Raw genomic sequence first — 23,580 nt, 5'->3', positions numbered from 1 at the left:
GAGCTCGAATGATAATCCGAGCGTCAGCAGGAGCCTAGATGACCTCGTTTGTCCTCTGTAGACGCGAACAGCGTGCAATCCTGGTCAAACACGGTGCAAGCGAAACTGTGGCGTGGCGAGGGGGCCAGCTTCATCCTCAAAAATTAATCGACGTAAACCCAAGGCGAGCCGTCCTCTGTGCGGATGAATCGAGAGCGTTCTTCCTGTACGCCCGGGCCTTGCGGGGTGAGGTAGTGGGCGCGGAAGTGGACCATGCCCATGGAGTCAGGTTGTTGCCCCTTCACGGTTTTGATGATCTCGAGGCCTGTCCACGTGATGGCGTCGTCGAAGGTGAGGGAGCTCGGTCTGGTTTTCGCATGCCAGGTACGGAGCAGGAAGTCGCGGTCTTTACGTGCAAAAGCACAATACCGGGCGCGCATAAGGAGTTCGGCCGTGGGCGGGTTGCCTCCCCGATGGAACGGGCCACAGCACTGTTCGTAGGGTTTTGCGGAACCACAAGGGCACATGGTTTCTCTCTCTGCCGGTATTCAGACCTAAAGTGACTCTACCGAAATCTTTCCGACCTAGAGGCCTCTACCGCGTGGTGGCAGCCTGCTTATTATTCAGTCGAGCAGTATCTGCCCAATGGCTCGTCGCAGGGAATCGATTCAGACCCAAAGTGGCTAAAACAGGCATCTAAACTGGCAGTTTCCCTCACGATTGTGGCTGGAGCATCGGCCTCGCGCGCGATTCAGACAGGAACTGTCAAAAAATCGGCAGAAACAGGAGCTTTCCCTCACGGACGTGGTTGCGAGCCATGTCAAGATGCCAAGTTGAGGTGCCTTGTGTCGTAGGGTAGGTTCGGTCTCGCAACGGAGCGGTCGCTCAGGACGCATGCTAACAGGGGCGCGGATGTCGCTAAGGTGCTGTCGTTAGAGAAGAGCGAGCAGCCGGGAGGCAGGTCTAATTTGCCGGCTCCCTCTGGAGGCAGGGCCGTATAACGTCAGTTACCGCAAGGATTGCTGTCAGGTTTGATGCTGGCGCACCCTTCGCTTTGCGCGTCCTGGATCGCGCTGTCTGGATCCCAGCCGTTTGACGCAAGATACTGGATCTCCGTGTAGTTAGTGCACTGCTTCCCAACTACGATGATGTCGTTGCAAGAGGATTTTTGTTCCGCTTCTTCTCGGCGTTTCTTGGCTTCCTCTTCCTTCTTCATCTCCTCTTTTTTCTTGTCCAGCTCGTCGCTGTATTTGTCGATGGAGCCTTTGAGGGCAGTGGAGTAGTGTTCCGCGTTAGATTTTATTTCGCTTATTCGGTCGAGTGTCGCGTTGGCCGCGCGCAAATCGTCAAGACTTTTCAGCTCGCTGGGCACCTCGGGTATTTCGGGCGGCGAGTCGACCAGTCGTTGGGCACCCATCAGTAGATTTAGTGATCCTTCGACCTTCCCGTACCCTTCGGAGGTGTTTGCTTTCGCTAAGCTCGCTTTCGCGCTAGCTAGAGCCTCCGTAATCGCGGTTCGGTATTCGCCGTTCTTCTCACTGATAAGAGGCGCAGCGTAATTTAGTACGCCTTCGGTGAGTTTTTGGACCGATTCGGTGAGGATTTTTGTGTGCTCCTTGGCTTCGCGAGTAGCTCTAGTTATGGCCTTCGCGTCGGCAGCGGAGGAACAAGTCGCGATGGCTTTGGGGGCTTCGCTCAGTGCTTCTCGTGTGGCTTTGATGAGGGGAGTGGCTTCGTCGCTGGTGGAGTACCCAAAGGAGTTTTCGTCGTTGAAGAAGTTGAGTAACTCCCGCGCTTTCACGGCTTCTGTTTCGTACTGCTTTACAGCGGCTGCGTGGTCTTCGGTGGCTTCGGCGCAACTGTTTTGCGATTTTGTCAGGTAGTGATATGCGATGAAGCCGAAGCCAAATACTAGCGCCGCGACGAGTAGCGCTGAAACTAAAATCTTTCCCGTTTTCATGGCCTTGGCCCCTGGCCGCCACCTTTCTGTGAGCGTTCTTAGCACAAGGATAAACAGTTTTTATCGGGAGCGGTACACCTTCAGATTCCTCGCGAGGTTGGTGTGCTGAAGAAAAAGCGCTGAGATTTCCTCTAATTCATGCGTGGCGGAAGGGGCGAAGCGGAGAAGATGAAAGGAGGCGTGGTTGGGCGCCGAGGGGAAGTAGCGGTGTGGTAGTTGTGCGTGAGGGGAAGGAGCAGTGCTGTGATGGTGCGTGAGGGAAAGTGGTCATCTGGGAGGGGATTTCTGCCGCTTTGGGTCTGAACGCTGGCCCAACCTGCCAGGTGTATGACCGTGCGTGAGGGGAAGTGCCTGTTTGGGCTATCAGTTTCGCCGCTTTGGGTCTGAATCGCGCTGGAGGAGGCAGCTACAACCTCGACCGTGAGGGGAACTGTCGTTTTAGGACCTGTTTTAGCCACTTTGGGTCTGAATCGTTGAAGGTGGCGGGATGAGCTTTGGCCTGGATGCTGTTTCATCGGCCGACGTGTTCACCCTCAATTTGGTGGCTATCGTCGTGCTGTTGCAGAGCAACAAAAAATCTCGCCACATTTCGATGTGGCGAGATTTGAGTGGTAGCGGGGGCAGGATTTGAACCTACGACCTCCGGGTTATGAGCCCGGCGAGCTACCGAACTGCTCCACCCCGCGTCGGTATTTCAACTTTATGAAACCGGTGGCTGGAATTCAAACGCTTAGCGGGTGCTGTTCGTCACCACTTGCTAATCGGAGCTCGGAAAAGAAGTTACCAACGAACAGAAATGCGCATTTGTGAGATCGCGAGGACCTCACAAATAAGCAAATGAAGCTCAAATTTCAGCCTACACGCGAGGGGGAGGAGGGCTGGCGTCGGGCACCTTCAACGAGAGGCTCGATTAACGGCGATTGTAGTAGTGCAAGTCCGGACCCGTTCCGGTGGGGCGCGAGGTGGATGAGCGCGGCCGCGATCGCAAGGCGCCCGCTGGTGAATGTGGGGCTCGGTAGCGAGCGAGAAAGTATATAGGGAGCTTGCCTGGCAACTGCATGCTGCCACGTTGCGCGCGAGGAAGTGGCCGGGAGTATGGTGAAGGCCATGGGAATGGCGTGGGCGCTTTTGGCGATTGTGGGCGCGACATTGGTGGCGTCGGGCGTTCAGAGCATTGCTGGCATGGGCTTTGGGCTGGTGGCAGTCCCGGTGTTTATCACCTTGTTTGGCCCCGCGGAAGGGGTGCTGTGGGGCAATGTTATTGGCTCGGTGACGGCAGGGACGTTGCTCCTCGAGAAGCGTAAGGACGTGGACTGGGCGATAGCGATTCGTTTCACCGTGGCGGCGGTACCGGTGATTTTCGCGACGGTGCTACTAACCCGCAACTTGGATGCCTCCATGATGGACGTTGTGGCGGGGCTGATAATGCTGACTCTCGTTGCGTTCACCCTTTTTGCGCGGAATATGCCTCGAGCGCAGGGACGTCTCCCCATGTATTTCACCGGCGGAATGGGTGGATTCTTGTCGGCGTCGGTGGGGCAGGCGGGGCCGGTCCTTACGGCTTATGCGCGGGCGGCGCAGTGGCCGCAGCGCAGTTTCGCTGCGACGTTGCAGGTGTATTTCTTGGCGATGAACGCGGTGAACATTCCGCTGAAACTGGCAGTTGGGTATGGTCCGCACGACGGTCGCCTGGCAGTTGCGACCCTCGTCGCGGGTCTTGTCGGGACGGGGCTTGGTACCGTCGCGGCGCGTAAAGTCTCGTCGCACATCACTAAGCAGCAGGCACGCAATTTTGCGATGATTGTCGCGTGCGTCGGGGCCACTTTGGTGTTTGCGCGCGGACTCGTTAGCGTCCTGGGCTAGGGGCCTAAACGGGCAGTTCCCGTCGCACAACGCCTAACCGCAGCCACCGGAGCGTTCTTGATGGTGAGGGGGTAGCTAACTCCTCCTGAATGAATATCTCATTGAGCGGGGACGCTCGCGGGGCGAAACCCCCTGGGGTATCGTGTGGTGGGTGAGGGAGGAAGGTGAACCATGGAGAACTCGACGGTAAAGGTGCTTTCGCAACCAATGCCGCAGGGGCTCGGCGCCGACTACGTTGGTGCGACCGGCGCGAGGAGGGCGGAGCGGCGCAGGCGCCTACTGATCGCGACGGCATGGGCGGTAGGGGTTTTGCTTTTCCTGGGACTGCCAACGGACCTGATCCCCAACCCGATTTTTGGGCGCGAAGTGCCTATTCGCTGGTGGGAGTACCCGGTTGTGGGTGCAACGACGGCACTCACGTTCGCGTGGTTTGCCGTGCAGGCTCCGCCGATGGAGTTCCAAAAGAACGGGCGCCTGCTGGGTGGAGTGATGATCACTTTGTTTGCGGTGGCGTGCCCGGTGTGTAACAAGATTATTTTGTTGTTGCTCGGCACGGCTGGAGCCCTCGGGTTCTGGGCCCCATTGCAGCCTTTCATTGCGATCTTCTCGCTGGCCGCGTTGACGCTTGCGCTCTACCTGCGTCTACGATCTGCTCGCCGTTGAGCCTCCTTGCCCGAATTTTCACGGCATTGCGTTTGCGGCGGCCTTGACGGGTAATAATGGAGGCTGGCGTTGTAAACGGAAAGCGGGGGTGTCCCATGACTATCGCGATGATCTGGGCGCAGGACAAGAATGGCGTCCTCGGCAATGGGAACGAAATGCTCTGGCATGTGCCGGAGGATTTCAAGCATTTCAAGGCGGCAACGCTCGGGCACCCGGTGATTATGGGGCGAGGATCCTGGGAGGCGCTTGGTGGAAAGCCTCTGCCGGGCCGCTTGAACGTGGTGATTACGGGGCAGAAGGATTACGTGGCCGAGGGGGCCAAGGTCGCTCATTCGCTCCAGCAGGCGGTCGCGGTGGCGCAAACTTCCGCGGAACTCGTATGGATCGTTGGGGGCGCGCGGGTTTACGCTGACGCGATGGGTATCGCTGACGAGCTTGTGGTGACGGGCCTGGATCTTGAGGTTGCCGTTGCTCCCGATCTGGTTTACGCGCCGACTATTGATGCTGAATCTTGGTGGGCCGATCCGGCGCGGTCGGACGCGCAGTGGCGGCCGCGGTCTGGTGATGCGAGATGGAAAGTGACGACGTATCTGCGACGTCGGTGATTTAGTGGGCCGCCGTTCGGGGTTGCTTGCCTCTGTGTAGTGGCGCGTCCGGCGGCGTCACTTACGTGGGCGGCGCGATATCGATTGAGACCCAAAGTGTCGGTTTGGTTGGCAAAATGGTCGTTTCCCCTCACGAATGCGGCTTGAGGTGGATACTTCTGTAACGATTCAGACCCAAAGCGCCGATTTGGGAACTGTTTTTGCCGCTTGCCCTCACGCTCGTGTTCAAGGCTGCGAGCCCACTCGCATCCGTGAGGGAATCTGCCTCTCTACGAGGGCTTCGCTGCCAGTTTGGGTCTGAAGCCGTGTATATGCCGGACGTGTGAAAGGGTGCGGGAGGGGAACTGCCTGTTTTGGGTGGAACTGCCTGTTTTGGGTGTAGGTTTCGCTTGTTTGGGTCTGAATGCTGTCTGAAGGGGTGTGCTGTCTGAAGGTGCGTGAGGGGAAGCGCCCGGTTTGGGATTGTTTCTTCTCAGTTCAGGTCTGAATACCGGTTGAGGAGGCCCCTGGCTGCAGTGACTGTGAGGGGAACTGCTGGATTTGGGTGCAAAAAGGGCAGTATGGGTCTCGCAACCGATAAAGCGGCACGTTAGGTCTGAATCGTTGTGGGCGAGGGCGCCTGAGTGCAGGCCATCGCAGCGGAAACAGGTATGGGTTCGAGTCGGGCCTGCGGCTCTAGGAGCGCCCGGGAATCGAGTGTCTTAAAGGTCGGGTATTTCCGCGGCTGCCTCGGCGGCGGCTGGGTCGAAGCTGAAGAGTGTGGGCTGCGGGTCGGCGAGGGCAACGCTGATGGTGCGCTTGAATCGCTCGTTCATCTCAGGCAACGCGTCGACGGGGAACCAGCGCACTTCGGAATTCTCGCCGTCAATTGGTCTTGGCGTGCCGCTGATGTAGCGCATGTGCAAAGAGATGTCGAGGTAGGAGCTCACATCCCCATTCAGGTAAGTGGTCGGCCCAACTGTGCCGATGGCGAGGATACGGGTTGGCTCGCACATGATGCCGGCCTCTTCGATGGCCTCACGGATGGCGGCGTTGGCGGGCTCCTCGTTGGGGTCGATGATACCTGTGACGGGAGTCCAGTGGCCGTTGTCTGAGCGCTTCACCAGCAGCACTTCGGTGCCCTCATCGTTCGTGATAACCGCGGTGACGCCCGACAGCCATAGCGGTGCATGTCCAACGTGCTCGCGCAAGTCTGCAACAAATTTTGGTATAGCCATGCATTCAGTCTATGCCTTGGATATGCGAGGACGGGTTGGCAGTTCTCCTCGCGGACAGGTTACGCCAGCTCGCAGTCGCATCCTCGCCTCGGAATCTTCCGGCTCGTCGAGGCTCTTCGGAAGCCTGCAACGCTTGAGGCGGTGTGTTGTTGGTGATGTTCGCGGCTTTTCGCGAGCGCGGTTTTGGGGCCGCACGCCGGCTTCGTATGCTGAATGTATGACTGATGTTAAGCGTATGTTGCGGGCGATTGTTGCGATTGTTTTCTTCACTTACATTGGTCAGTTTTTATTGAATGCGGCGATTGCTCCATTGTCGAGGGCGCTCGGCCTCGCGGAGTGGCACATGGGTGCTGCGCTCTCGTTGGCCGCGATTATGGTGACTTTGTTGAGCCAGCCGTGGGGGAGGGCTTCGCTATCGTGGGGGCGCCGGCCGGTGCTTTTGTCGGCGCTGGTTTTGGCTCTCTGCGCGGGGTTGTTGTTCTCTTTGACGGTTTGGCTCCGCACAGCGGCGCTGATTCCGGCGGGTTTGGCGGCATCGGGAATTATTTTGGCGAGGGGTGGTTTCTTCGGTGCGGCGGTGGCGGCTGTCCCTCCAACCGGGCAGGCGTTAATCGCGGAGATCACCCCCAACGAGGCCTCTCGCGTGCGCGGAATGGCGGCATTCGGGTCGGCTTTTAACGTGGCCGCGATGGTGGGTGCGCTCCTGTCGGGCCTACTGGCCGCATGGTGGTTGATGGCGCCGGTGTACGCAACGCCGGTGAGTGTGGGTATTGCCCTTGTTATCGCGCTTGTCACGCTACCGAAGTCGACAAAGCGCGAGGGAAGGGTGAAGCCTCCAAAAATGTCCGCATTAGACCGGCGTGTGCGGCCGTATTTAGCAGCGGGTTTTGGTCTCTTCTTCGCGATGGGGATCGTGCAGATTTGCATCGGGTTTGTGGTGCAGGACCGTTTTGGTATTGCTCCGGAGAGAGCGGTGCTTCCCACGGGACTTGCGATGCTTGGTCAGGCGGCTGGTGCGATTTTCTCGCAGCTGGTTTTGGTGCCTCGGTTGGTGTGGCCGCCGCGCAGGTTGCTGCGCGTGGGTTTGATGGTGGTTGTCTTGGCCGTGGCTGGAATTGCGCTGTCGTCTTTGCTGTGGGTCACGATATTGTGCGTTGCGCTCATTGGCATTGGGTCTGGGCTTGCGGGGCCGGGCTATAACGCGGGAGCGTCGCTGAAGGTTGGTCCGGATGAGCAGGGATCTGTTGCCGGTCTTCTGTCCGCTACGGGTGGTTTGACCTGGGTTTTTGCGCCGATTACGGGCACGGCTTTGTACGGGGTGTCGCCGCTGGCGGCGTTGTTGTTGGCAGTTGGGGCAGTTTCGGCTTCGGCGGGGGTGGCGTGGTTGCACCCAGAGTTCAGGTCGGATCGTTGGGGCGAGCGGCTGCGTTCTCGATTCAAGAGGAGGAAGCGGGCAGGCCGCGACTAGGCGCGCATCTGGTTCTTTCCTCCCTCGTTTAGAAGCGCTGTTTCGAGGTGCTACCCGGTTTTGTAGGTGAACGCTAGCGTGCCCACCTGCGTCCGTGAGGGGAACTGCCCGTTTTGGGTGTCGGTTTTGCCTGTTTGTGTCTGAATGCTGTGGCGTGTAGCTGCGCATGACCGTATTCAGAGGGGAAGTAGTGAATCTGAGGGTGCTTTTCGCCTGTTTGGGTCTGAATCGTGTACGAGGTGGTAGCGACATCTGCGTCCGTGAGGGAAAGTGTCTGATTCTGCAGCTGTTTCTGCCGACTTAGATCTGAATGCCGTCCGGAGGCGTGTGCTGTCTGAGGGTGTGTGAGGTGAACTGCCTGTTTTGGGTGTCGGTTTTGCCTGTTTGGGTCTGAATGCTGTGGCGTGTAGCTACACATGACGGTATTCAGAGGGGAAGTGGTGAACCTGAGGGTGCTTTTCGCCTGTTTGGGTCTGAATACCGTTTGGGGGGTGCCTCTGGGGTGCGCGGGTCCGCCAACACATCTGCTTGATAAGAGTAATGAGAAGCGTTATCATGTAAACCATGCTTAAACGACACCTCACCTCCGCCCTCGTTGCCTCGGTGTTCGCCGCCGCGGCAGTCTTCGCCGGCGTTCCAGATGCCCAAGCAGCCCAGCCTCGTGTAGTGCAGCCGGGCGCGCAGCCCCAAGTTGCGCAGGTTCAGCCCGGCCAACCTGAGGCTGCGCAACTCCCGGGCGCAAACGCCGCGACACAACCGCGCGCGGCGCAAGCTGGGTCCCGTATGCAAATCAAGCATGTGCAACCCGCCTCCTCGGATATGGAATCGCGCGTGGTGCTAGACCGTGGGCATGTGGACGCGTTCGCGGTGGATTTCGATGGTGAGGAAGTTTCGCTCGCGGTGAAGGAGGACGTGACAGGGTCGCATGTGCGCCACGCGTCGGAGGAGGTGCTACTTCACGTGAAACAAGAAGCCTTCACGGATGTCACGGCCAAGATCGCGGGCATTGAGCGCTCCGGCTACGCGCTGCCACAAACCCAGTCGCAGAGCCTGTTGTGGCCGGGATGGGATTCGATGTCGGTAGCGGATAGGGTGCCAGGCGCCGCGGTGACGATCACGATTGATAAGCTCACCGGCCCGGGTGAGGTGTTCTTGTGGCAAGACACTTTCTCTGGCAAGCCGCAGGCTGTCACGGCCGGGGGACCGCGTTTGCGTGCGGGCGCGGTGATCTCTCAGGAGACGCCCGCTCATGTGCACGCGAATTGGCTGTTCACGAAGCCGGGCGCATACCAGATGACCGCGCGCGCCTCGATAACTGCTGAGGGGCGTACCGTCACATCGAAGTCGGCGACGCTCACCTGGATCGTCGGAGACCTTAAAGCTGGCATTTCCAGCCTGAATACCGAATCGCCCGATACCTCGAGCGCACCTGGTGCCGAGGTGTCCAACGGATCTAGCGGTTCCGAGGAACAGCAGGAGCCCGGAAAGTCAGGGGGAAACCACCGCGAGGGCGGCTCGCATGAGAGTGGCACCCAGCAGGGCGGCAAACCCGGGAAAGAGGGCGAAGCTGGGCCCGCAAAAACCACGGGTGAGCAACCGCGGGGAGGCATGCCAGCCGCACCATCCACAGCCGGTAGCCAAGCGAATCCGACGCAGCCGGCGCCTGCAGCAGAACAGTGCATCCCAACAGAGGTGACGGTCCCAGCGGCAGGCTCGGCCTCGGGAAGTCACACGATCCCGGCTAACACCCACGTGCACCCAAACTGGGTGTTCGCGAAGGAGGGTACCTACCGGGTTTCGCTCACGCAGACGGCAACCATGAAATCGGGAAAGAAGCTCAGTGCTACGGGCACCCTCACCTTCAATGTTGGGGGTAGTGGAAATGCGACGTCAGGTCACTTTGATGTTGGATCGGTAGTCGAGTCGGGCCAACTCAAGATGCTGGTGAAGGATGACCGTTCGCAGCCGGCAACTTGGAGGAACCCGACCGAACTCGTATTTGGACTGTCCGATGCGGCTAAGGTCGCGGCGCCGACGGGTATTGAGTTTGTTGCACCTCAAGGTGCACCAGTTTGGATTATTAGTTCCACGCAAATGCAGGGCGTGCCGTGGGTGGGCGCAAACACGCAGCATCCGTCGCTATCGCAAGCTACTACCGGCCCGGTTACTTGGACAGTGAATAGTGTGCAGGGGCCCGGAGCGATGGCAGTTTTTGAGTCCGGATCATTCGGCCAGATTGTTGGTAAACGCTGGTTTGGCGCGTCCGGTAACGGCACCGCAAAGGTGTTCGTTGGTAAGACAGCTTCGGGAGCAGACTGCGAACTAAGCCCTGAACAGATAGCTGAAATCGAGGCTGCGGGCGGTGTCGTAGGAGGTCGCCTTGCTACGACGGGCTCCGAACCAGCCCTGCTCTGGCTTGGTGCAGCGCTCAGCATGATTGTTGCGGGTGCTCTTCTCATAAGGGTTGCGAGGCCGTCCTCGCCTTCAGTTTCGTGAGTAGTAAGCCACTAGTTGTAGCAATGGTTGCGGGGCTCCTGCTTGGAGGATGCGCGCCCGCGAATGCGTCGAAGGATGATCGGATTGAGGTGGTTGCATCGACGCCCATCATCGCGGACCTGGTGCGCAACGTGGCTGGACAGGACGCGTCGGTCACCAGCCTCGTGCCGGCTGGAGCGGACCCTCATTCCTACGAGCCGCCGCTCCGAGCAGTGCGTGACGTGGCATGGGCAGACCTTGCGTTTGAAAACGGGCTTCTGCTGGAATCTGGGGCCATTCGTCACACGATGAGGGCAAACTTACGCGAGGGCGTGCCGCTGATCAGTTTGGGAGATAAGGCTCCCGCGTACGGAGGGCGCCACATTCGCCTGGTGGAGGATTTTGCTCTGTCGACGGTGTGGCTCGGGTTCAGATCAGACCGGCTACCGGGTCCTTGGCAGATCCGTGCCACCTCGATGGAGGGCCCGGGCAGGCTGGCGGCTTTTACCACCGGAACGTTTGGCGAGGGGCGCCCGTACATCACGTCGGCTGACGGATTTGGCTCGGCTGATGCTGTGGCATTGCCTCCTGACGCGCACACCCACATGTCGTGGGCATTTAGCGAGGCTGGAACTTACACTCTGAACCTCGTGCAAGAGCCTCATTCGGGAAACCAGGAGTCTCTTGCAGGGCAGCAGGGTGCTTCGAAGGGCGAGGGGGTGCCGGACCCAAATGGCTCCGAGACCCAAACTGACGAGTATGAGCCGCGCTCTGTCTCCCAGACCCCAAGTGCCAATAGCTCAAATGCCACCTCCGAGACCCTAACTGCCGAAGAACAGCAGGCTGCCACTTCGAAGGCCCCAAGTGCCGCGCCGAAAGACGAGGTCGCGATCCGTTTCGCAGTAGGCGTAGAGCCTGACACTGGCCTCGTGCATTTGGACGCGGGACACGTGGATATTACGGCGACGCCTCAGGGAATCCGCCTGCTCGCGGACGAGGACGGCAAGTCTGTTTATTACGACCCGCAGGATGTGCAGATCGTGGTGCCAAACCGGACGCTTGCGAAAGTGCCGCAAGGAAACTGGGCGTTTTTGGGCAAGCCGGGCGAGGACACGTGGATTTTGGCGCAGGCTGTTTTAGGTGAGCACATTCACGGTGAGATTGACCCGCACCTGTGGCATGACGTGAACAATGCGATCGCGTACGTGGATGTCATTGCCGAGGAACTTGCAAAGGCTGACCCGGAGCGCGCGCAAGCCTATGCGACTCGCGCAAAAAAGTTCAAGGCGGAGCTTCGTCAGCTTGACCAGTGGACCGCCGCGGTGCTGGCTTCCATCCCCGCGCAAAACCGCAAGCTCGTTACCGCGCATGACGCCTTCGGGTATTTGGCCTCACGGTACGGCCTCGAGGTTGCCGGTTTTGTTGCCCCAAACCCGTCGATAGAGCCCAGTTCGCGCGACATGGCGATTCTGTCCCGCCAGCTTAGAGACTTGCACGTACCGGCGGTTTTTGAAAACCCGGCGTCGGCGGCGCATCAGGCGGAGCTGCAAAGCGCGGCCGAAAGCGCTGGAGTGCGTCTGTGCTCGATCTACGCGGACAGCTTGACACAGCAAACACCAACGTACGTAAGCCTCGTCGAAGCGAACGTTACCTCTTTGAAGGCTTGTCTGGATCCCACGTCACAGGGGGCCTGGCCGCGCGCCTCTCAACCAGTTTTGAAAGGAATCTGATGAAAACTGCAATCTCAAGTCTTGTTGGGGTTACCTTGCTAGCGACGTCGGTGATGCCCACCCTTCCCGAACTCACCCCCGCGTTGTTGAATACAACCGCCTTCGCATCTTCCGCGCCCGTGGCGGGGGCTGGCCTGCCCGTGATGCCGGCCGATTCAGATGTTGACCCGGCGCTTACACAGACTGTGACAGGCAACGAGAAGGTTGCCCCAAAGGGCGAGCGGGTTGAGATTTCAGCCGGACACGTGGACATGGGGGCGACGCTCTCGGATTCGTTTGAGCTGATGGCGCGCGACGATACTACCCCGGAGCCAGTTTGGCGCCACCTCGACGATGTTGTTTTTGTGATTGGCGAGGAGGGAAAGCTGACGGTTCCCGATGACCCCGCGTATGCGTTTACTAAAGCCGAGGGGCAGGCTTGGGTGATCCCGCAACACGAGATTGAGGGAGTGCCGTGGCTTGGCTGGAATACTCAGCATCCGCAGTTGGTTGAGAAGGCTCCGGGCGGTGTGGACCTGATTTTCGAGGGACACGAGGGGCCGGGTGTCCTAACCACTTTCGTTGAAGCCGGGAACTTCTCCGGTCCGCAGGTGATTTGGGATTCCACTAAGGAGCAAGGTCAGCTGATCCACGTTGAGCCGTCCACGCACACGCATGTCTCGTGGGTTTTCACGCAGCCGGGTGAGCACCTGGTTCGCGTAACTGCGCAGGCAACTATTGATGGCGAGCTCGTCTCGAACACTCAGACGTTGCGTTTCGCTGTTGGTCCAGATGCCAGCGTGGAGGCTGCACATGAGCTTGCTTGGTCGTCGCACAATCCTGCAGGCGTTGCCAATCCTAAGAACGAAGGCGAGGCCGGCGATAGCGCGGCAGCCAGTAGTGCGCAGCAGTCGGGCAACGGCTTGGCGCTTTCGGTCGGAATCGGTGTAGCTATCGCCGTGCTTATCATCGCGGTGGCAGCTGTAGTTATGGGGCGCATGAGCCGTAGCCGTAAGAAGGAGGCCATGTCTTGACGCCTCTTAAGCCTGTAGCAACGAGAGTCAGGCCGGTGGTACTTTCTGTCTCGGACGTCAATGTGAGCTTCGGCAATCAGCAAGTGCTGCAAGACGTCTCATTCAGCATCAATCGCGGAGAACTTGTTGGGCTACTTGGGCCCAACGGGGCGGGTAAGACCACTTTGATCCGCACCATTCTTGGCCTTCTTCGTCCAGACAGCGGCACTATCGCCACGGCCGGCCCCAACACCCTTGTTGTCGAACCCTCTAAGCCCGCGTCAAAAACCCCTGCGCTCGCCGAAGCCTCATTCAAGAGAGGAGGCTGCGCAATCGGCTATGTGCCGCAGAAGCAGGAGGCGAGGTGGGAGTATCCAATCACGGTTGAAGAAGTTGTGATTTCGTCGCTCAAACCGAGATTCCTGGCCGGAGCAAAGCACTGGCGCGCAGCTTACGAGGCCCTGGATGCGGTGGGTATGAAGGAGTTTCGCTCCCGTCCGATTTCGGCACTTTCTGGTGGGCAGCGCCAGCGTGTCCTCATTGCGAGGGCTTTGGCTCCGAAACCGTCAATTCTGCTCTTGGATGAGCCGTTCACCGGCCTCGATGAGCCTAACCAAGAGGCGCTTGCGAAGATGGCGATGGAACTTACTAACAAGGGAATCTCAATTCTCATGTCTACTCACGACCTCGTGCAGGCTGCGGGAATGTGTGACCGTTTCATCCTGTTGAACCGCACGGTGCGTGCAACAGGCCCGTTGCAAAACGTAGCTGCGCCTGAACTTTGGGCATCCACCTACGAGGTGTCCGAGAACGCGGCGCTGGTGCGCGCCGTCCAATCGCTAACTGAGGTGGAGGTCGGAGCGTGAACCCGATTGAGTTTCTTGCCGACCTGGCCAACCCGCAACTTGCATTCTTGAGCCGCGCTCTCCTCATGGCGATTCTGTCGGCTGTACTGTGTGGAATTGTGGGCTCCCATATTGTGGTGCGTGGCCTGTCTTTCGTGGGTGACGCCCTCTCGCACGCGGTGTTCCCAGGCATTGCAGTTGCTTTCGCAACGGGCACGTCCACACTCCTTGGTGGCGCTATCGCCGGCGTGATCGTTGCGCTACTCATCGCCTTGTTTTCACGCCGAAAAACGGTGGGCGAAGACTCGATCATCGGCATCCTATTTGCTGCGGCATTTTCTGTCGGACTAGTGATTGTCTCCAGAATGCCCACGTACACCGGTTCGCTCGAGTCTCTCCTTTTCGGGTCTTTAACTGGAGTGACTGGGGCAGACCTCCTCACCGTCGCTATTAGCGGAGCCCTGGTCCTCACCGTCCTAGTGATCTTCCACCGCGGCATCGTGGCGGTTAGTTTCGACCGAGAATACGCACAAACACTCGGTTACCGCGCCGGTCTTATCGACGTTGTCCTCTACGTCGCCACAGCACTGGCCGTGGTAGTTTCCGTCTCAACTGTGGGTAACATCCTCGTTCTTGCGCTTCTTGTAGGTCCGCCAGCAACAGCTCGCCTCCTGACCCGCCGAATCAGTGCAATGATGGCGCTTTCAGCCATGCTCGGCACCCTTGCCGCGCTAGTTGGCCTGTGGGTGTCGTGGTCATGGTCGGTGCCAACCGGTGCGGCCCTGGTCTTAGCGATCACGGCAGAGTTCATCCTCGTGTGGATCTTCCAATCACTCCATGCAGTCCGAACCAGCCTCAAAACCATCCAAAAACGACTCACCAAATCAATCAATGCGAAGAAGAAATCCGAGGCCGTAGCTCGCTAGCAGGCCGCCGATCTTCTCCTTAGCAAAAACAACTGTAGAGATTCACCAAATGTATTTAGCAGCCTCTCATAAGAGCCAAAACGACCTGGCAACCCGCCGAGGTTTAGAAAGGAAACCGAATATGCGACGACTCGTTAGCGCCGCGATTGCCGGCCTCGTCCTCGCGGCTGGAATAACTCAACCTGCAATGGCCGGGCCCGATACGGGCAAGACGATCATGTACAACGCGCACGTCGATTCGCCTAAGGTCTACTGGCAGGGCAACAACTTCACCCTGAATTCGGATGCGGGAGGCCAGTCCACCCCGATAGAGAATACGGTCAATTGGCTTGGTCGAGGCTACTCGATTACCGGTTCACAGCTCTACTCGATGGACGCTCCTGAAAACGGCGACCTGTCTTTTATCGGGGCCGAGCCAGGCGACATGCTCTATGCGGCCCCAGCGGTGAATGGTCGTAACAACGGGCCGATCTGGGCGGGGTTCGGCGCGGACACGAACATTCCGATCGAGAAGTTTCGTGACAACAAGTTTGACCTAGAAATTGTGGGCTTTAACGGGCCTGGTCGGATGGAAATGCTGACGTACTACGAGGGCTATCCTATTCGCCGCTTCCTGTCCTCCCATGACCCGCACCTGCGTCAAACGTGGGTAGATCCAGGAAACCACACGCACAATCAGACTCTATTTACCAAACCGGGGCGTTACGAGGTTGTATTCCGGGCAACAGCTCGCGACCATCAAAACCGCGTGGTTGCTTCGGCTCCGCAGACGCTGGTGTGGCAGGTTGGTGGCCCCAATCCTGAGTCCGAGACCCTAACTGACGTCGTTGCCGCATACAACGCCTCGCCCGAAACGGGCACTGGCGAGTTCGCCCCAAAGTTCACCGTGGAGCCCAACCAGGATGTGAAAGCCGACGGGGACGAACGCCTCACATCGCTCACCTTCAGCACTGGCAACGCGGCCGATACCGGAACAGTTGTTTTCTACACTGACGGTTTTTACCTAGGTGAGGTGCCGCTCCAAGCCGGGGTTGCCCGTTGGAATGAGCTTCTCGGCTCGCAAGACCTCTCGCTACAGGCCGTATTCGTGCCGGCTAAGGGGGCACCCTCGCCTCGTTGGATTACGGCGCCGGTCGAGATTTCGCGCTCTATCCGTAGCGGTTCCACCACAGAACTTGGCCAGTTCCCGCAGCAGATCGTGCGCGATCCCGCTCCCGCATTTTCAACGGCCGAATACGTGCCGTCCTCGCCCGTGGTGAACTTTGAGTTCAGCGCAAGTGAGGATAGCGCTGAGCTTTCAGTGCTTCCAGAAGACAAGAACCTCTGGTTCAAAGTTGTAGGCGGCGCCTACGAGCCGGGAAGCGCCTACCCGACTTGCGACATTGAGTTTGTGTCCACGCCTACGCACCGAAAGTGGAGTTCCGGAGACTGGTGGGATTGCGTTGGAGACAACATGGAGGTGCGGCTTAATCTGATCACTCCAACAACTGTTTCCCTCTCGGGCGGTAAGGCGGTATTCCCCTTGAATGAGACGCGACCGAAGCCGATAAAACTAGGGGAAACCTCGGGAGATTCACAGGAATCAGATCAGCCGGCACCGCCACCTTCAGATCCGACAGAAACTCCCGATCCTTCGAAGCCTTCCGATCAGCCTGATCCGAGTGAACCTACGGATCCCAATCCTCCCGTTGAGAATCCAGATAACCCCGGAGAGAATAGCTCGGGCAGCCTCGTAAATGATGCCGTCACTATTTCGCGCGGTCACGTGGATATAGGCCCGGCAGTTGTTGACGACAAGGTGAGTGTGGTGGTCAACGATGATTCGCGCGAGCACGCAAGAACTTCGGTCGCGCGTACCCCTGACTCCGTTACGCTCCAGCTTTTGAAGAATTCAAAAGTCAAGCGCTCACCGAAGGCATTCAGCGACCCGGTGTTTGACTTCATGGGGCCGCAGGGAACGGAGCTCTTTGTTTCTCCGATGCAGCAAAAGAATGGGATTGTGTGGCCGGGCTTCTCTTCTGAACACATTGACCGGGCGTCATTTCCAAACGGCGTCAAGTTCGAGATAGCTCAAAAAACAGCACCAGCTGGTGGCTCGTGGTGGCTGTTCACGCACGACTCTTTCAACGGCCTTGACCTGATCGCTTCCACGCAGAAGCCTGGCCAGATCGATGCGCCCGAACCTCTTCACAAGCACGTTTACTGGGCCTTCACCAAGCCAGGAATGTACGTGTTGACTGTTTCAGTGTCGGGGACTGACGCAGATGGCAACGAATTCCGCTCTTCGGCTGACATTCGCTTCAAAGTAGGCGACGAGGACGAAGCGGGTTCCCCAGGAAGCGAAGGAAACCCCGATGCGCCTGCGGTACCTGGCGATAGCGGCGCGGGAGAGGGTAGCACCCAGCCGGGTGGCGCGGGCGAGGCTCCGCGCGGAACTCCAGGGAGCTCAAAGCCTCATGGTGCCATCGAGCCGGCTCGCCCAGGCAGTGAAGGAACAGCCTCAAACGGTGTGCTTCCTCCGCACAATCCTGCGCAGGGCGGTGCAAACGGCTTTGGGTCTGGCTCATATTCGTCTGCGACAGTATCTCGAGGTGGGGGAGCTGCCGTAGCTTCCTCGGGCCTGCAGGCGCTTTCGAGTTTGCCTGCGGCTGAGGGGCTCCAGTCAGATGCCGCCTCTAACGCTGAAACGACAGAAACTGCTGAAACTGCGGGTTCAGCATCGCCGCTGGATTCTGATGCGAGTGACGGATTGGCACAACCCATGTTCGGAGCGTCGCCGATTTCTACAGGTGACCAGGGTAGTCAGATCAGTATTCCTCTGATCATCATTGTGGCCTCCTCGATCGTAGCGCTGGCTGCAGCTGTCGTTTTGCTGAGGAGGAAGTTCGCAAAAGCCTAACCCCGCGGCCATCAAGTGCCTGTCGTCGGCCTAGACGGCGACAGGCGCTTTGATAGTGGGGTGGTGCCGGTAGTTCTCCACGGTGATGTCGTCGAAGGTGTAGCTAAAGAGGTCTTTGGCTTTGCGTAGCACGAGAGTTGGGAAAGGATATGCTTCTCGCTCAAGTTGGGTGCGCACTTGCTCAAAGTGATTGGTGTAAATATGGCAGTCGCCGCCCGTCCAAATGAGCTCGCCAACTTCCAGGTCGGCCTGCTGTGCGATCATGTGCGCAAGGAGCGCGTATGAGGCGATGTTGAAGGGAACACCGAGGAAAAGGTCGGCAGATCGCTGGTAGATCTGGAGCGACAGCTTGCCATCTGCCACGTAAAGCTGGAAGAAAGCGTGGCATGGTGCAAGCGCCATTTTGTCCAGTTCTGCCACATTCCACGCGGATACGATCATACGCCGCGAATCAGGGTCATTCTTAAGCGTTTCGAGCACGCCAGCCAACTGGTCGATGTGCTCTCCGTTTGGTGTGGGCCAGGATCGCCATTGGACGCCGTATACCGGTCCAAGCTCGCCATCCTCGTCCGCCCATTCATTCCAAATGCGGATTCCATTTTCTTGTAGCCAGCGCACGTTCGAATCGCCCTGTAAGAACCACAGCAGTTCCCCAACTACCGATTTTAGGTGCACGCGTTTGGTGGTGATTAGGGGGAACCCCTCTTGTAGATTGAAACGCAGTTGCCGGCCAAATACCGACACTGTGCCGGTTCCGGTCCGATCACCTTTGGGCGTGCCGTTACTCATGACATCTCGGAGTAGGTCTTCATACTGCGTGTTCATTGGTCCTCAATATTTCGATTTTGGAGGCGGTCGCGGTGGCTCACTTTCTCAGATTATCCACATTTGCGGGGATGATCTAAAAATCGCTAGCTCGTCCACTGCCTGAACGCGGGCGCTTGGCGGGTTCTCGCCACCCGGAGGTAAATATCAACGTGCCCAGGGCGGCCGCAGGCTTTCACTGTTTCGTTTGAATCTCTTGCGGGTTCGCTTCGACATCGATGGTGACGGGGTAGCTGAAGGTTGCGGGAGGAGTACCCAGCGCATTGATGGCCCCGTCAATGACGTTGCCCGCCATGGATCGGCCAATCATCCAGCCGAGGCCCGCGCCTATCCCGTATGGCATGAGCCTTCCTAGCATCGCGGTCGTACCTTTGCGTGCGGCTCGTTTAGCGGCCATCTTCGCCAGTTTTCGATTGACTTGATTAATGGTTTGGCGCTGCACGTCGCTCGCGTAACCCTTGAGCGCGGTAAGCGTGGTGAAGCCAAACTGCGAGGTTGCGATTTGTTCACCTTGTTCGCCCATCAGTGCGGTCAAGACCAGGAGCCGGCGTTTGTCTTTGTCTTCCAAGGGAATGCCGTGAATGTGAGCGAGGGTGAGCACGTAGTAACCAGCTTCGGATACGAAACCGGTTAGTTGTGCGGAAGAAAGGCCAAGCGCGGCTGCGGTTCCAAGGCCTGGCACAGCTGCAGCCGCGCCTGCAGCTCCGGACGTAGAGGCTGCGAGTTTGCGGAACTGTTTGGTAACTATCTCCTGGATCTCTGCGGGTGTAGCTCCAGGATGTTTGGCGCGGAGCTGATTGACTTTGTTCTCAATCCGTGAGGTGGGCACGTCGATCATTGCGTCGATAACATCCTGGATGGAATTGGCTCCCCGCAGGTCTTTAACAAATCGCCGCGTGGTTGCAAGCCCGTCGGCCACGGCTCGAGTGCCGTTCTTTGCTTTCTTGACAATGCCCATGACGTTCCTCCTCGGTAGAACATCTCTCGTGTAGTTGGTGTTACTCGGCGCTCTCGCAGGTGATTACGGCGCTGTTTTCCGCTCCGTGCCGTAGCGTATTGCCGATGGTGCAACGCTTCTCAATGGCTCGGTGTACGCGGCTTTCCAGCTGCTCGCGCTCCTCATCGCTAAGTCCGCTCATGTCGGTCACGATCTCTACAACGAGCTTAGTGAAGCGGTTCTCCTCCTCATCGTAGTCGCTCTCAACCCCCACGGTGGCCTGGTAGTCGTCGCCGAGGGCGGCGGCGAATCGAGAGTCTGAACTCGTCGCATTACACCCAGCGAGGGCAAGGCGAAGCAAATCCCCAGGGGTGAATTCGTCCTCGCCATGTCCGATTGGCACGGTGAGGCCGCGCGAGTTCTTACCCAGGTACGAGCCTTTCCCAACCCGCTCTAGCCAGAGGTATTTTTCTTGATCACTCATGGTCATCCTCTTCTCATATGAATAAAAGTGTGGTTACAGTAACTGGTTGGTGCCGCGGGTCTTACCGGACTCACAACAACAGTGGTAGGCGTGCGGCGCGCATGCCGATCACACCAAGTATTGGCTGGCAATCTCTTGCTCGTGCTCGGCGATTTTAGAAACCTCCGCAACCGCCTTCTGCTCAAGCTTGCGTCCGATGATCGGCACGTTAACCTTCAGTTTTCCGTTGACATCACGCCTCACGGCCTCGTCTTCTTCAATGAAAGCACAGGTGGCGGACATTGAAACCGGCAGGCTGTCGGCATGCACTTGGATAACGCCCGTGTTGTCGGTTGTATTCCAAGTTTCGGTTATTGTGATTTCAATCCCTGAGGAGGGGATGAATCGTTGCGCAACCGGCGGCAGGTCGATGACGGCCGCATCAATGCGGGCCTTGGTGGTGACCCGGATTTCACTGATAAGCGCCTCGACGTGCACGGATTCCACTGAGGCTGGTGAGCCAGCGGCACGGGCCTTGAAGAATTCCTCGCTTTGGAAAAGTCGCTGCACGGCGGCGAGGTTGGCCGGGTAACAAACGGATGTATGAAAGTCCATGGCGTTCCTCCAAGGGTAGATTCGAACGCGATTTATATCCATTATCGTGGGGGTGGCTGCGTTTCGCATGGGATGGATGAGTGGGAGGCCGAGTGAAGGTGCATTGGACCTCATTGTTTTAAAGTATGACTATGCATACGTTGACTGATCTTGCGCAGGCCGCTGCCCGTTCTAATCTCCACCATGAGGATTTGGATTGGCTTCACCTTATTCTTGCTGATTGGCAGGTGGTTTCGGACCTGGCTGGCGCAGATCTGGTGATGTGGGTGCGCACGCACGATGGACGTTTCCTTGCGATTGCCCATGCGCGCCCGGCCACAGCTTCAACGATCCACATGGATGACGTGGTTGACATGTATATCCAGCCGTCCAGGCAGACGCTCCTGGAAGAAGCGATGGAGACCCGCCAGATTGCATCGCCTCCTGGTGCGCGTTGGATGGGGACATATTCGATGAGTGAAGTTGCGATCCCGGTGGTCCGTAGTGGGCAGGCGATTGCAGTGATAACGCGAGAAACCAACCTGTCCTCGCCCGGTTTTTTGGGAGGAGCGGAGACCTGGACGCCTCACGCCGCAGACATCTTGTGCAAGATGATTACGCGCGGCGAGTATCCGTATGACGCCACGCCAGTTTCGGTAACTCACGGCCAGCCGCGCGTAATGGATGGTGCGCTTCTTTTGGACTCCGAGGGCGTAGTGCAAAAGGTAACGCCAAACGCGGTGTCTTGTTTGCGCAGGCTTGGTATTCGGCACAACCCTGTTGGTCGTTTGCTGATCGAAGATGTGACGGACGTGTTGAAGCAGGATCAGACTATTGAGGAGACGCTTGCGGTTGTTGTGACGGGGAAAGCGGCGTGGAGGGCAGAGGTGGAGTCTTCGCGCGCTACGGTCACAATGCGCGCGTTGCCGCTACTGGAAGGCGATAAGCGTGTGGGCGCGGTTTTGTTAACGCGTGACGTGTCGGAGATGAGGCGGCGAGAGCTTGAGCTGATGACAAAAGATGCCACGATTCGCGAGATTCATCACCGCGTGAAAAACAATCTGCAGACGGTTTCTGCGTTGATCAGATTGCAGGCACGACGTTCTGATAGCGAGGAGGTGCGCGCGGCTCTTTCAGAGGCGGAACGGCGCGTGACCACTATCGCTACGGTTCACGCAGCGCTTTCGCAAAATGTTGACGAGACCGTTGATTTTGATGAGGTTGCTAAGAAGGTTCTGCACCTGGCGGTTGTACTGGCTAAGACTAACCAGCAGGTGAGTGTTGATGTGCGAGGTCACTTCGGCAAGGTGAATGCGGATGCGGCACAAGCCTTGGCAACGGTATTAACGGAGCTGGTGACAAACTCGGTTGAGCACGGCTATCGCGACTATGGCGGCCTGGTTAGTATTGAGGCCGAGCGCAATGGGCGCCGACTTGAGGTGACCGTGTCTGATGATGGGCTCGGTATTGAGCCGGATAAGGCCAAGTCGGGTCTGGGAACCCAGATTGTGTCAACGGTGGTTGCCGGCGAGCTTGCGGGCACTATCACTTGGGATAGGCGCAAGTACGGACCGGGCACAATCGTGCGAGTTAACGCAAACTTGGACAACTGATCACATCCCTGTTATGACAGGCAAGTCGGGGTCTGTATTGCAGTAATATAACGGTCGATTCAATCTCATTTGCTCCCCGTGTAAGTGCTGTAGTCTGACATCAGCTCTTTGATGGAGAGCATGTTTTCATACGCAGTACTTCAAAGGAGAAGTTATGAAGCGGATTGCAGCATTTGCTGGATTTGCGGCCATTAGCTTGATGCTGGCCGCATGTGGTGGCGGTGCACAACAAGGCTCTGGGACTGAAAGCACTGGTTCGGGTGAGGCTACGGCAGGCGGCGAGGTCTCTGTAGTTACTTGGTGGGAAGCCGGTTCTGAGAAGGACGGTCGTGACGCACTGGTTAAGGTGTTCGAAGAAGAGCATCCTGATTTCATGTTTAAGAACGCTGCGGTTGCAGGTGGTGGCGGCTCGCAGGCTAAACAGAAGCTTGCGGCTGACCTCGCGGCACAGAACCCGCCAGACACGTTCCAGGCTCACGCTGGCGCTGAGCTTACCGACTACATTGATGCCATGCAGATCGAGGATGTCTCAGCACTGTATGACGAGTTCAAGCTTCGAGATGCTTTCCCCGATACGCTGATTGATCGTCTAACCGTTGATGGCAAGATCTACTCCGTACCGTCAAATATCCACCGTGCCAATGTTGTGTGGGCAAACAAGGCAGTGCTTGAAGAAGCTGGTCTTGATCCGGCAAAGCCGGCAACTGACATTGAGGGATGGATTGCGGACATGGAGAAAGTGAAGGCTGCCGGCAAGATTCCAATTACGGTTGGTATGGCTTGGACCCAGCTTGAGCTTTTAGAGTCTGTTCTAATGGCTGATCTTGGAGCAGATGGCTACAACGGTTTGTTTGACGGCTCTACGGATTGGGCTTCTGCTGAGGTTACGAAGTCCCTTGAGCACTACTCTAAGATTATCGACTTGGCTGACAAGTCCTATTTGAATGAGGACTGGGAGCCGGCGATGAACCCGGTTATCGCAGGTGAGGCTGCTTACAACGTGATGGGTGACTGGGCTATCGCCGCATTCGAGGCTGCTGGTAAGAAGTACAACGAGGACTATGTCGCATTCCCAGTCCCGGGCTCTGATGGCATTTTTGACTTTCTCGCAGACTCATTCACGATGCCGGTAGGTGCGAAGAACGTTGACGGCGCTAAGGCTTGGCTACAGACCATTTCCGGCAAGCCTGGTCAGATTGCTTTCAACACGATTAAGGGCTCCATCCCTGCTCGTTCAGATCTGACCGATGATGAGATCAAGCAGTTCGGCCAGTACCAGCAGGATGCGATGAAGTCCTTCGCTGAAGACACGATTGTTTCCTCTATCGCACACGGTGCTGCGGTTCCGGTAGCAGTATCGAACGATATGAATGCTGCTTGTGCCAAGTTCGCGCAGGGCGCATCCGATGTTGCGGGTCTGCAGGCTGAGCTTGTCAAAGCAGCAACGTCGCTGTCTAAATAGTCCAATTAACGCAGTTGCGTAGAGCGGGTGGCGGCCTGTCCGTCACCCGCTCATCGGAGGAAAG

General features: G+C 58.0%; 19 protein-coding genes and 1 tRNA gene. 12 read left to right on the top strand and 8 right to left on the bottom strand.

Annotated elements, in window-relative coordinates:
- Nucleotides 1–143: 143 nt before the first annotated feature.
- From HMPREF2854_RS06960 to HMPREF2854_RS06950, 3 genes are all read right to left on the bottom strand, one after another.
- Nucleotides 144–506 carry a YchJ family protein gene (locus HMPREF2854_RS06960; RefSeq protein WP_083309445.1) on the bottom strand — a complete coding sequence of 121 codons (363 nt, stop codon included), beginning with the start codon at nt 504–506 and terminating at the stop codon, nt 144–146.
- A 476-nt stretch (nt 507–982) separates the two neighbouring features.
- On the bottom strand, nt 983–1,939 hold the full coding sequence (locus HMPREF2854_RS06955) for a hypothetical protein (RefSeq protein WP_070620902.1): 957 nt from the start codon (nt 1,937–1,939) through the stop codon (nt 983–985).
- Between the two features lie 609 nt (nt 1,940–2,548).
- Nucleotides 2,549–2,625: transfer RNA gene (locus HMPREF2854_RS06950), tRNA-Met, on the bottom strand.
- Nucleotides 2,626–3,034: 409 nt separating this feature from the next.
- Here HMPREF2854_RS06950 and HMPREF2854_RS06945 point away from each other — a divergent pair.
- From HMPREF2854_RS06945 to HMPREF2854_RS06935, 3 genes are all read left to right on the top strand, one after another.
- The gene (locus tag HMPREF2854_RS06945) at nt 3,035–3,802 is read left to right on the top strand and encodes a sulfite exporter TauE/SafE family protein (protein ID WP_070620900.1); all 768 of its coding nucleotides are present in this window, start codon (nt 3,035–3,037) and stop codon (nt 3,800–3,802) included.
- Nucleotides 3,803–3,973: 171 nt separating this feature from the next.
- On the top strand, nt 3,974–4,465 hold the full coding sequence (locus HMPREF2854_RS06940) for a hypothetical protein (RefSeq protein WP_222563174.1): 492 nt from the start codon (nt 3,974–3,976) through the stop codon (nt 4,463–4,465).
- 95 nt (nt 4,466–4,560) lie between these two features.
- A complete protein-coding gene (locus HMPREF2854_RS06935) occupies nt 4,561–5,070 on the top strand; it encodes a dihydrofolate reductase (RefSeq protein WP_070620898.1) in 510 nt (169 codons plus the stop codon).
- Nucleotides 5,071–5,771: 701 nt separating this feature from the next.
- Here the strand turns inward: HMPREF2854_RS06935 and HMPREF2854_RS06930 are convergent.
- Complete coding sequence (locus HMPREF2854_RS06930; RefSeq protein ID WP_070620896.1) at nt 5,772–6,287, bottom strand: NUDIX hydrolase; 516 nt, start codon at nt 6,285–6,287, stop codon at nt 5,772–5,774.
- 217 nt (nt 6,288–6,504) lie between these two features.
- On the opposite strand from HMPREF2854_RS06930, the gene HMPREF2854_RS06925 reads away from it, so the two are divergent.
- The 7 genes from HMPREF2854_RS06925 (at nt 6,505) to HMPREF2854_RS06895 (ending at nt 17,622) form a co-directional block, all read left to right on the top strand.
- The gene (locus HMPREF2854_RS06925) at nt 6,505–7,755 is read left to right on the top strand and encodes an MFS transporter (RefSeq protein ID WP_070620894.1); all 1,251 of its coding nucleotides are present in this window, start codon (nt 6,505–6,507) and stop codon (nt 7,753–7,755) included.
- Between the two features lie 564 nt (nt 7,756–8,319).
- Entirely contained in the window at nt 8,320–10,251 is a 1,932-nt protein-coding gene (locus HMPREF2854_RS06920) for a choice-of-anchor M domain-containing protein (RefSeq protein WP_070620892.1), read from the top strand.
- Nucleotides 10,248–11,960: a metal ABC transporter solute-binding protein, Zn/Mn family gene (locus tag HMPREF2854_RS06915; protein ID WP_148130924.1), complete on the top strand. Its 1,713-nt coding sequence runs from the start codon at nt 10,248–10,250 to the stop codon at nt 11,958–11,960. Before HMPREF2854_RS06920 ends, HMPREF2854_RS06915 begins: the two co-directional genes overlap by 4 nt.
- Nucleotides 11,960–12,973 carry a choice-of-anchor M domain-containing protein gene (locus HMPREF2854_RS06910; protein WP_083309443.1) on the top strand — a complete coding sequence of 338 codons (1,014 nt, stop codon included), beginning with the start codon at nt 11,960–11,962 and terminating at the stop codon, nt 12,971–12,973. The genes HMPREF2854_RS06915 and HMPREF2854_RS06910 overlap by 1 nt, the downstream gene beginning before the upstream one ends.
- A gap of 35 nt (nt 12,974–13,008) precedes the next feature.
- Entirely contained in the window at nt 13,009–13,818 is an 810-nt protein-coding gene (locus HMPREF2854_RS06905) for a metal ABC transporter ATP-binding protein (protein ID WP_070620889.1), read from the top strand.
- On the top strand, nt 13,815–14,723 hold the full coding sequence (locus HMPREF2854_RS06900) for an anchored repeat-type ABC transporter permease subunit (protein ID WP_070620883.1): 909 nt from the start codon (nt 13,815–13,817) through the stop codon (nt 14,721–14,723). The genes HMPREF2854_RS06905 and HMPREF2854_RS06900 overlap by 4 nt, the downstream gene beginning before the upstream one ends.
- A gap of 121 nt (nt 14,724–14,844) precedes the next feature.
- Nucleotides 14,845–17,622 (top strand): choice-of-anchor M domain-containing protein, encoded by a 2,778-nt coding sequence (locus tag HMPREF2854_RS06895; RefSeq protein ID WP_070620881.1) that lies wholly within the window; start codon nt 14,845–14,847, stop codon nt 17,620–17,622.
- 30 nt (nt 17,623–17,652) lie between these two features.
- Here the strand turns inward: HMPREF2854_RS06895 and HMPREF2854_RS06890 are convergent, their stop codons facing one another.
- The 4 genes from HMPREF2854_RS06890 to HMPREF2854_RS06875 all read right to left on the bottom strand — a co-directional run bounded on the left by HMPREF2854_RS06890 (nt 17,653) and on the right by HMPREF2854_RS06875 (nt 20,462).
- Nucleotides 17,653–18,447, bottom strand: a complete 795-nt coding sequence (locus HMPREF2854_RS06890; RefSeq protein ID WP_070620879.1) for a thymidylate synthase — start codon at nt 18,445–18,447, stop codon at nt 17,653–17,655.
- 175 nt (nt 18,448–18,622) lie between these two features.
- Nucleotides 18,623–19,405: a hypothetical protein gene (locus HMPREF2854_RS06885; protein ID WP_070620875.1), complete on the bottom strand. Its 783-nt coding sequence runs from the start codon at nt 19,403–19,405 to the stop codon at nt 18,623–18,625.
- A 40-nt stretch (nt 19,406–19,445) separates the two neighbouring features.
- Complete coding sequence (locus HMPREF2854_RS06880) at nt 19,446–19,868, bottom strand: OsmC family protein (RefSeq protein WP_070621067.1); 423 nt, start codon at nt 19,866–19,868, stop codon at nt 19,446–19,448.
- A 108-nt stretch (nt 19,869–19,976) separates the two neighbouring features.
- On the bottom strand, nt 19,977–20,462 hold the full coding sequence (locus tag HMPREF2854_RS06875; protein WP_070620873.1) for a DUF2505 domain-containing protein: 486 nt from the start codon (nt 20,460–20,462) through the stop codon (nt 19,977–19,979).
- A gap of 131 nt (nt 20,463–20,593) precedes the next feature.
- Here HMPREF2854_RS06875 and HMPREF2854_RS06870 point away from each other — a divergent pair, with 131 nt between their 5' ends.
- Both HMPREF2854_RS06870 and HMPREF2854_RS06865 read left to right on the top strand, forming a co-directional pair.
- Complete coding sequence (locus HMPREF2854_RS06870; protein WP_070621066.1) at nt 20,594–22,054, top strand: sensor histidine kinase; 1,461 nt, start codon at nt 20,594–20,596, stop codon at nt 22,052–22,054.
- Nucleotides 22,055–22,208: 154 nt separating this feature from the next.
- Nucleotides 22,209–23,516, top strand: a complete 1,308-nt coding sequence (locus HMPREF2854_RS06865) for an ABC transporter substrate-binding protein (RefSeq protein WP_070620871.1) — start codon at nt 22,209–22,211, stop codon at nt 23,514–23,516.
- Nucleotides 23,517–23,580 lie beyond the last annotated feature (64 nt).

Origin of the sequence: Actinomyces sp. HMSC075B09, assembly GCF_001812395.1 — a bacterium.
In the GTDB taxonomy this organism is placed as follows: domain Bacteria; phylum Actinomycetota; class Actinomycetes; order Actinomycetales; family Actinomycetaceae; genus Gleimia; species Gleimia europaea.
Note: the sequence above shows the minus strand (reverse complement) of the source record. Positions and strands in the feature narration are given on the sequence as shown.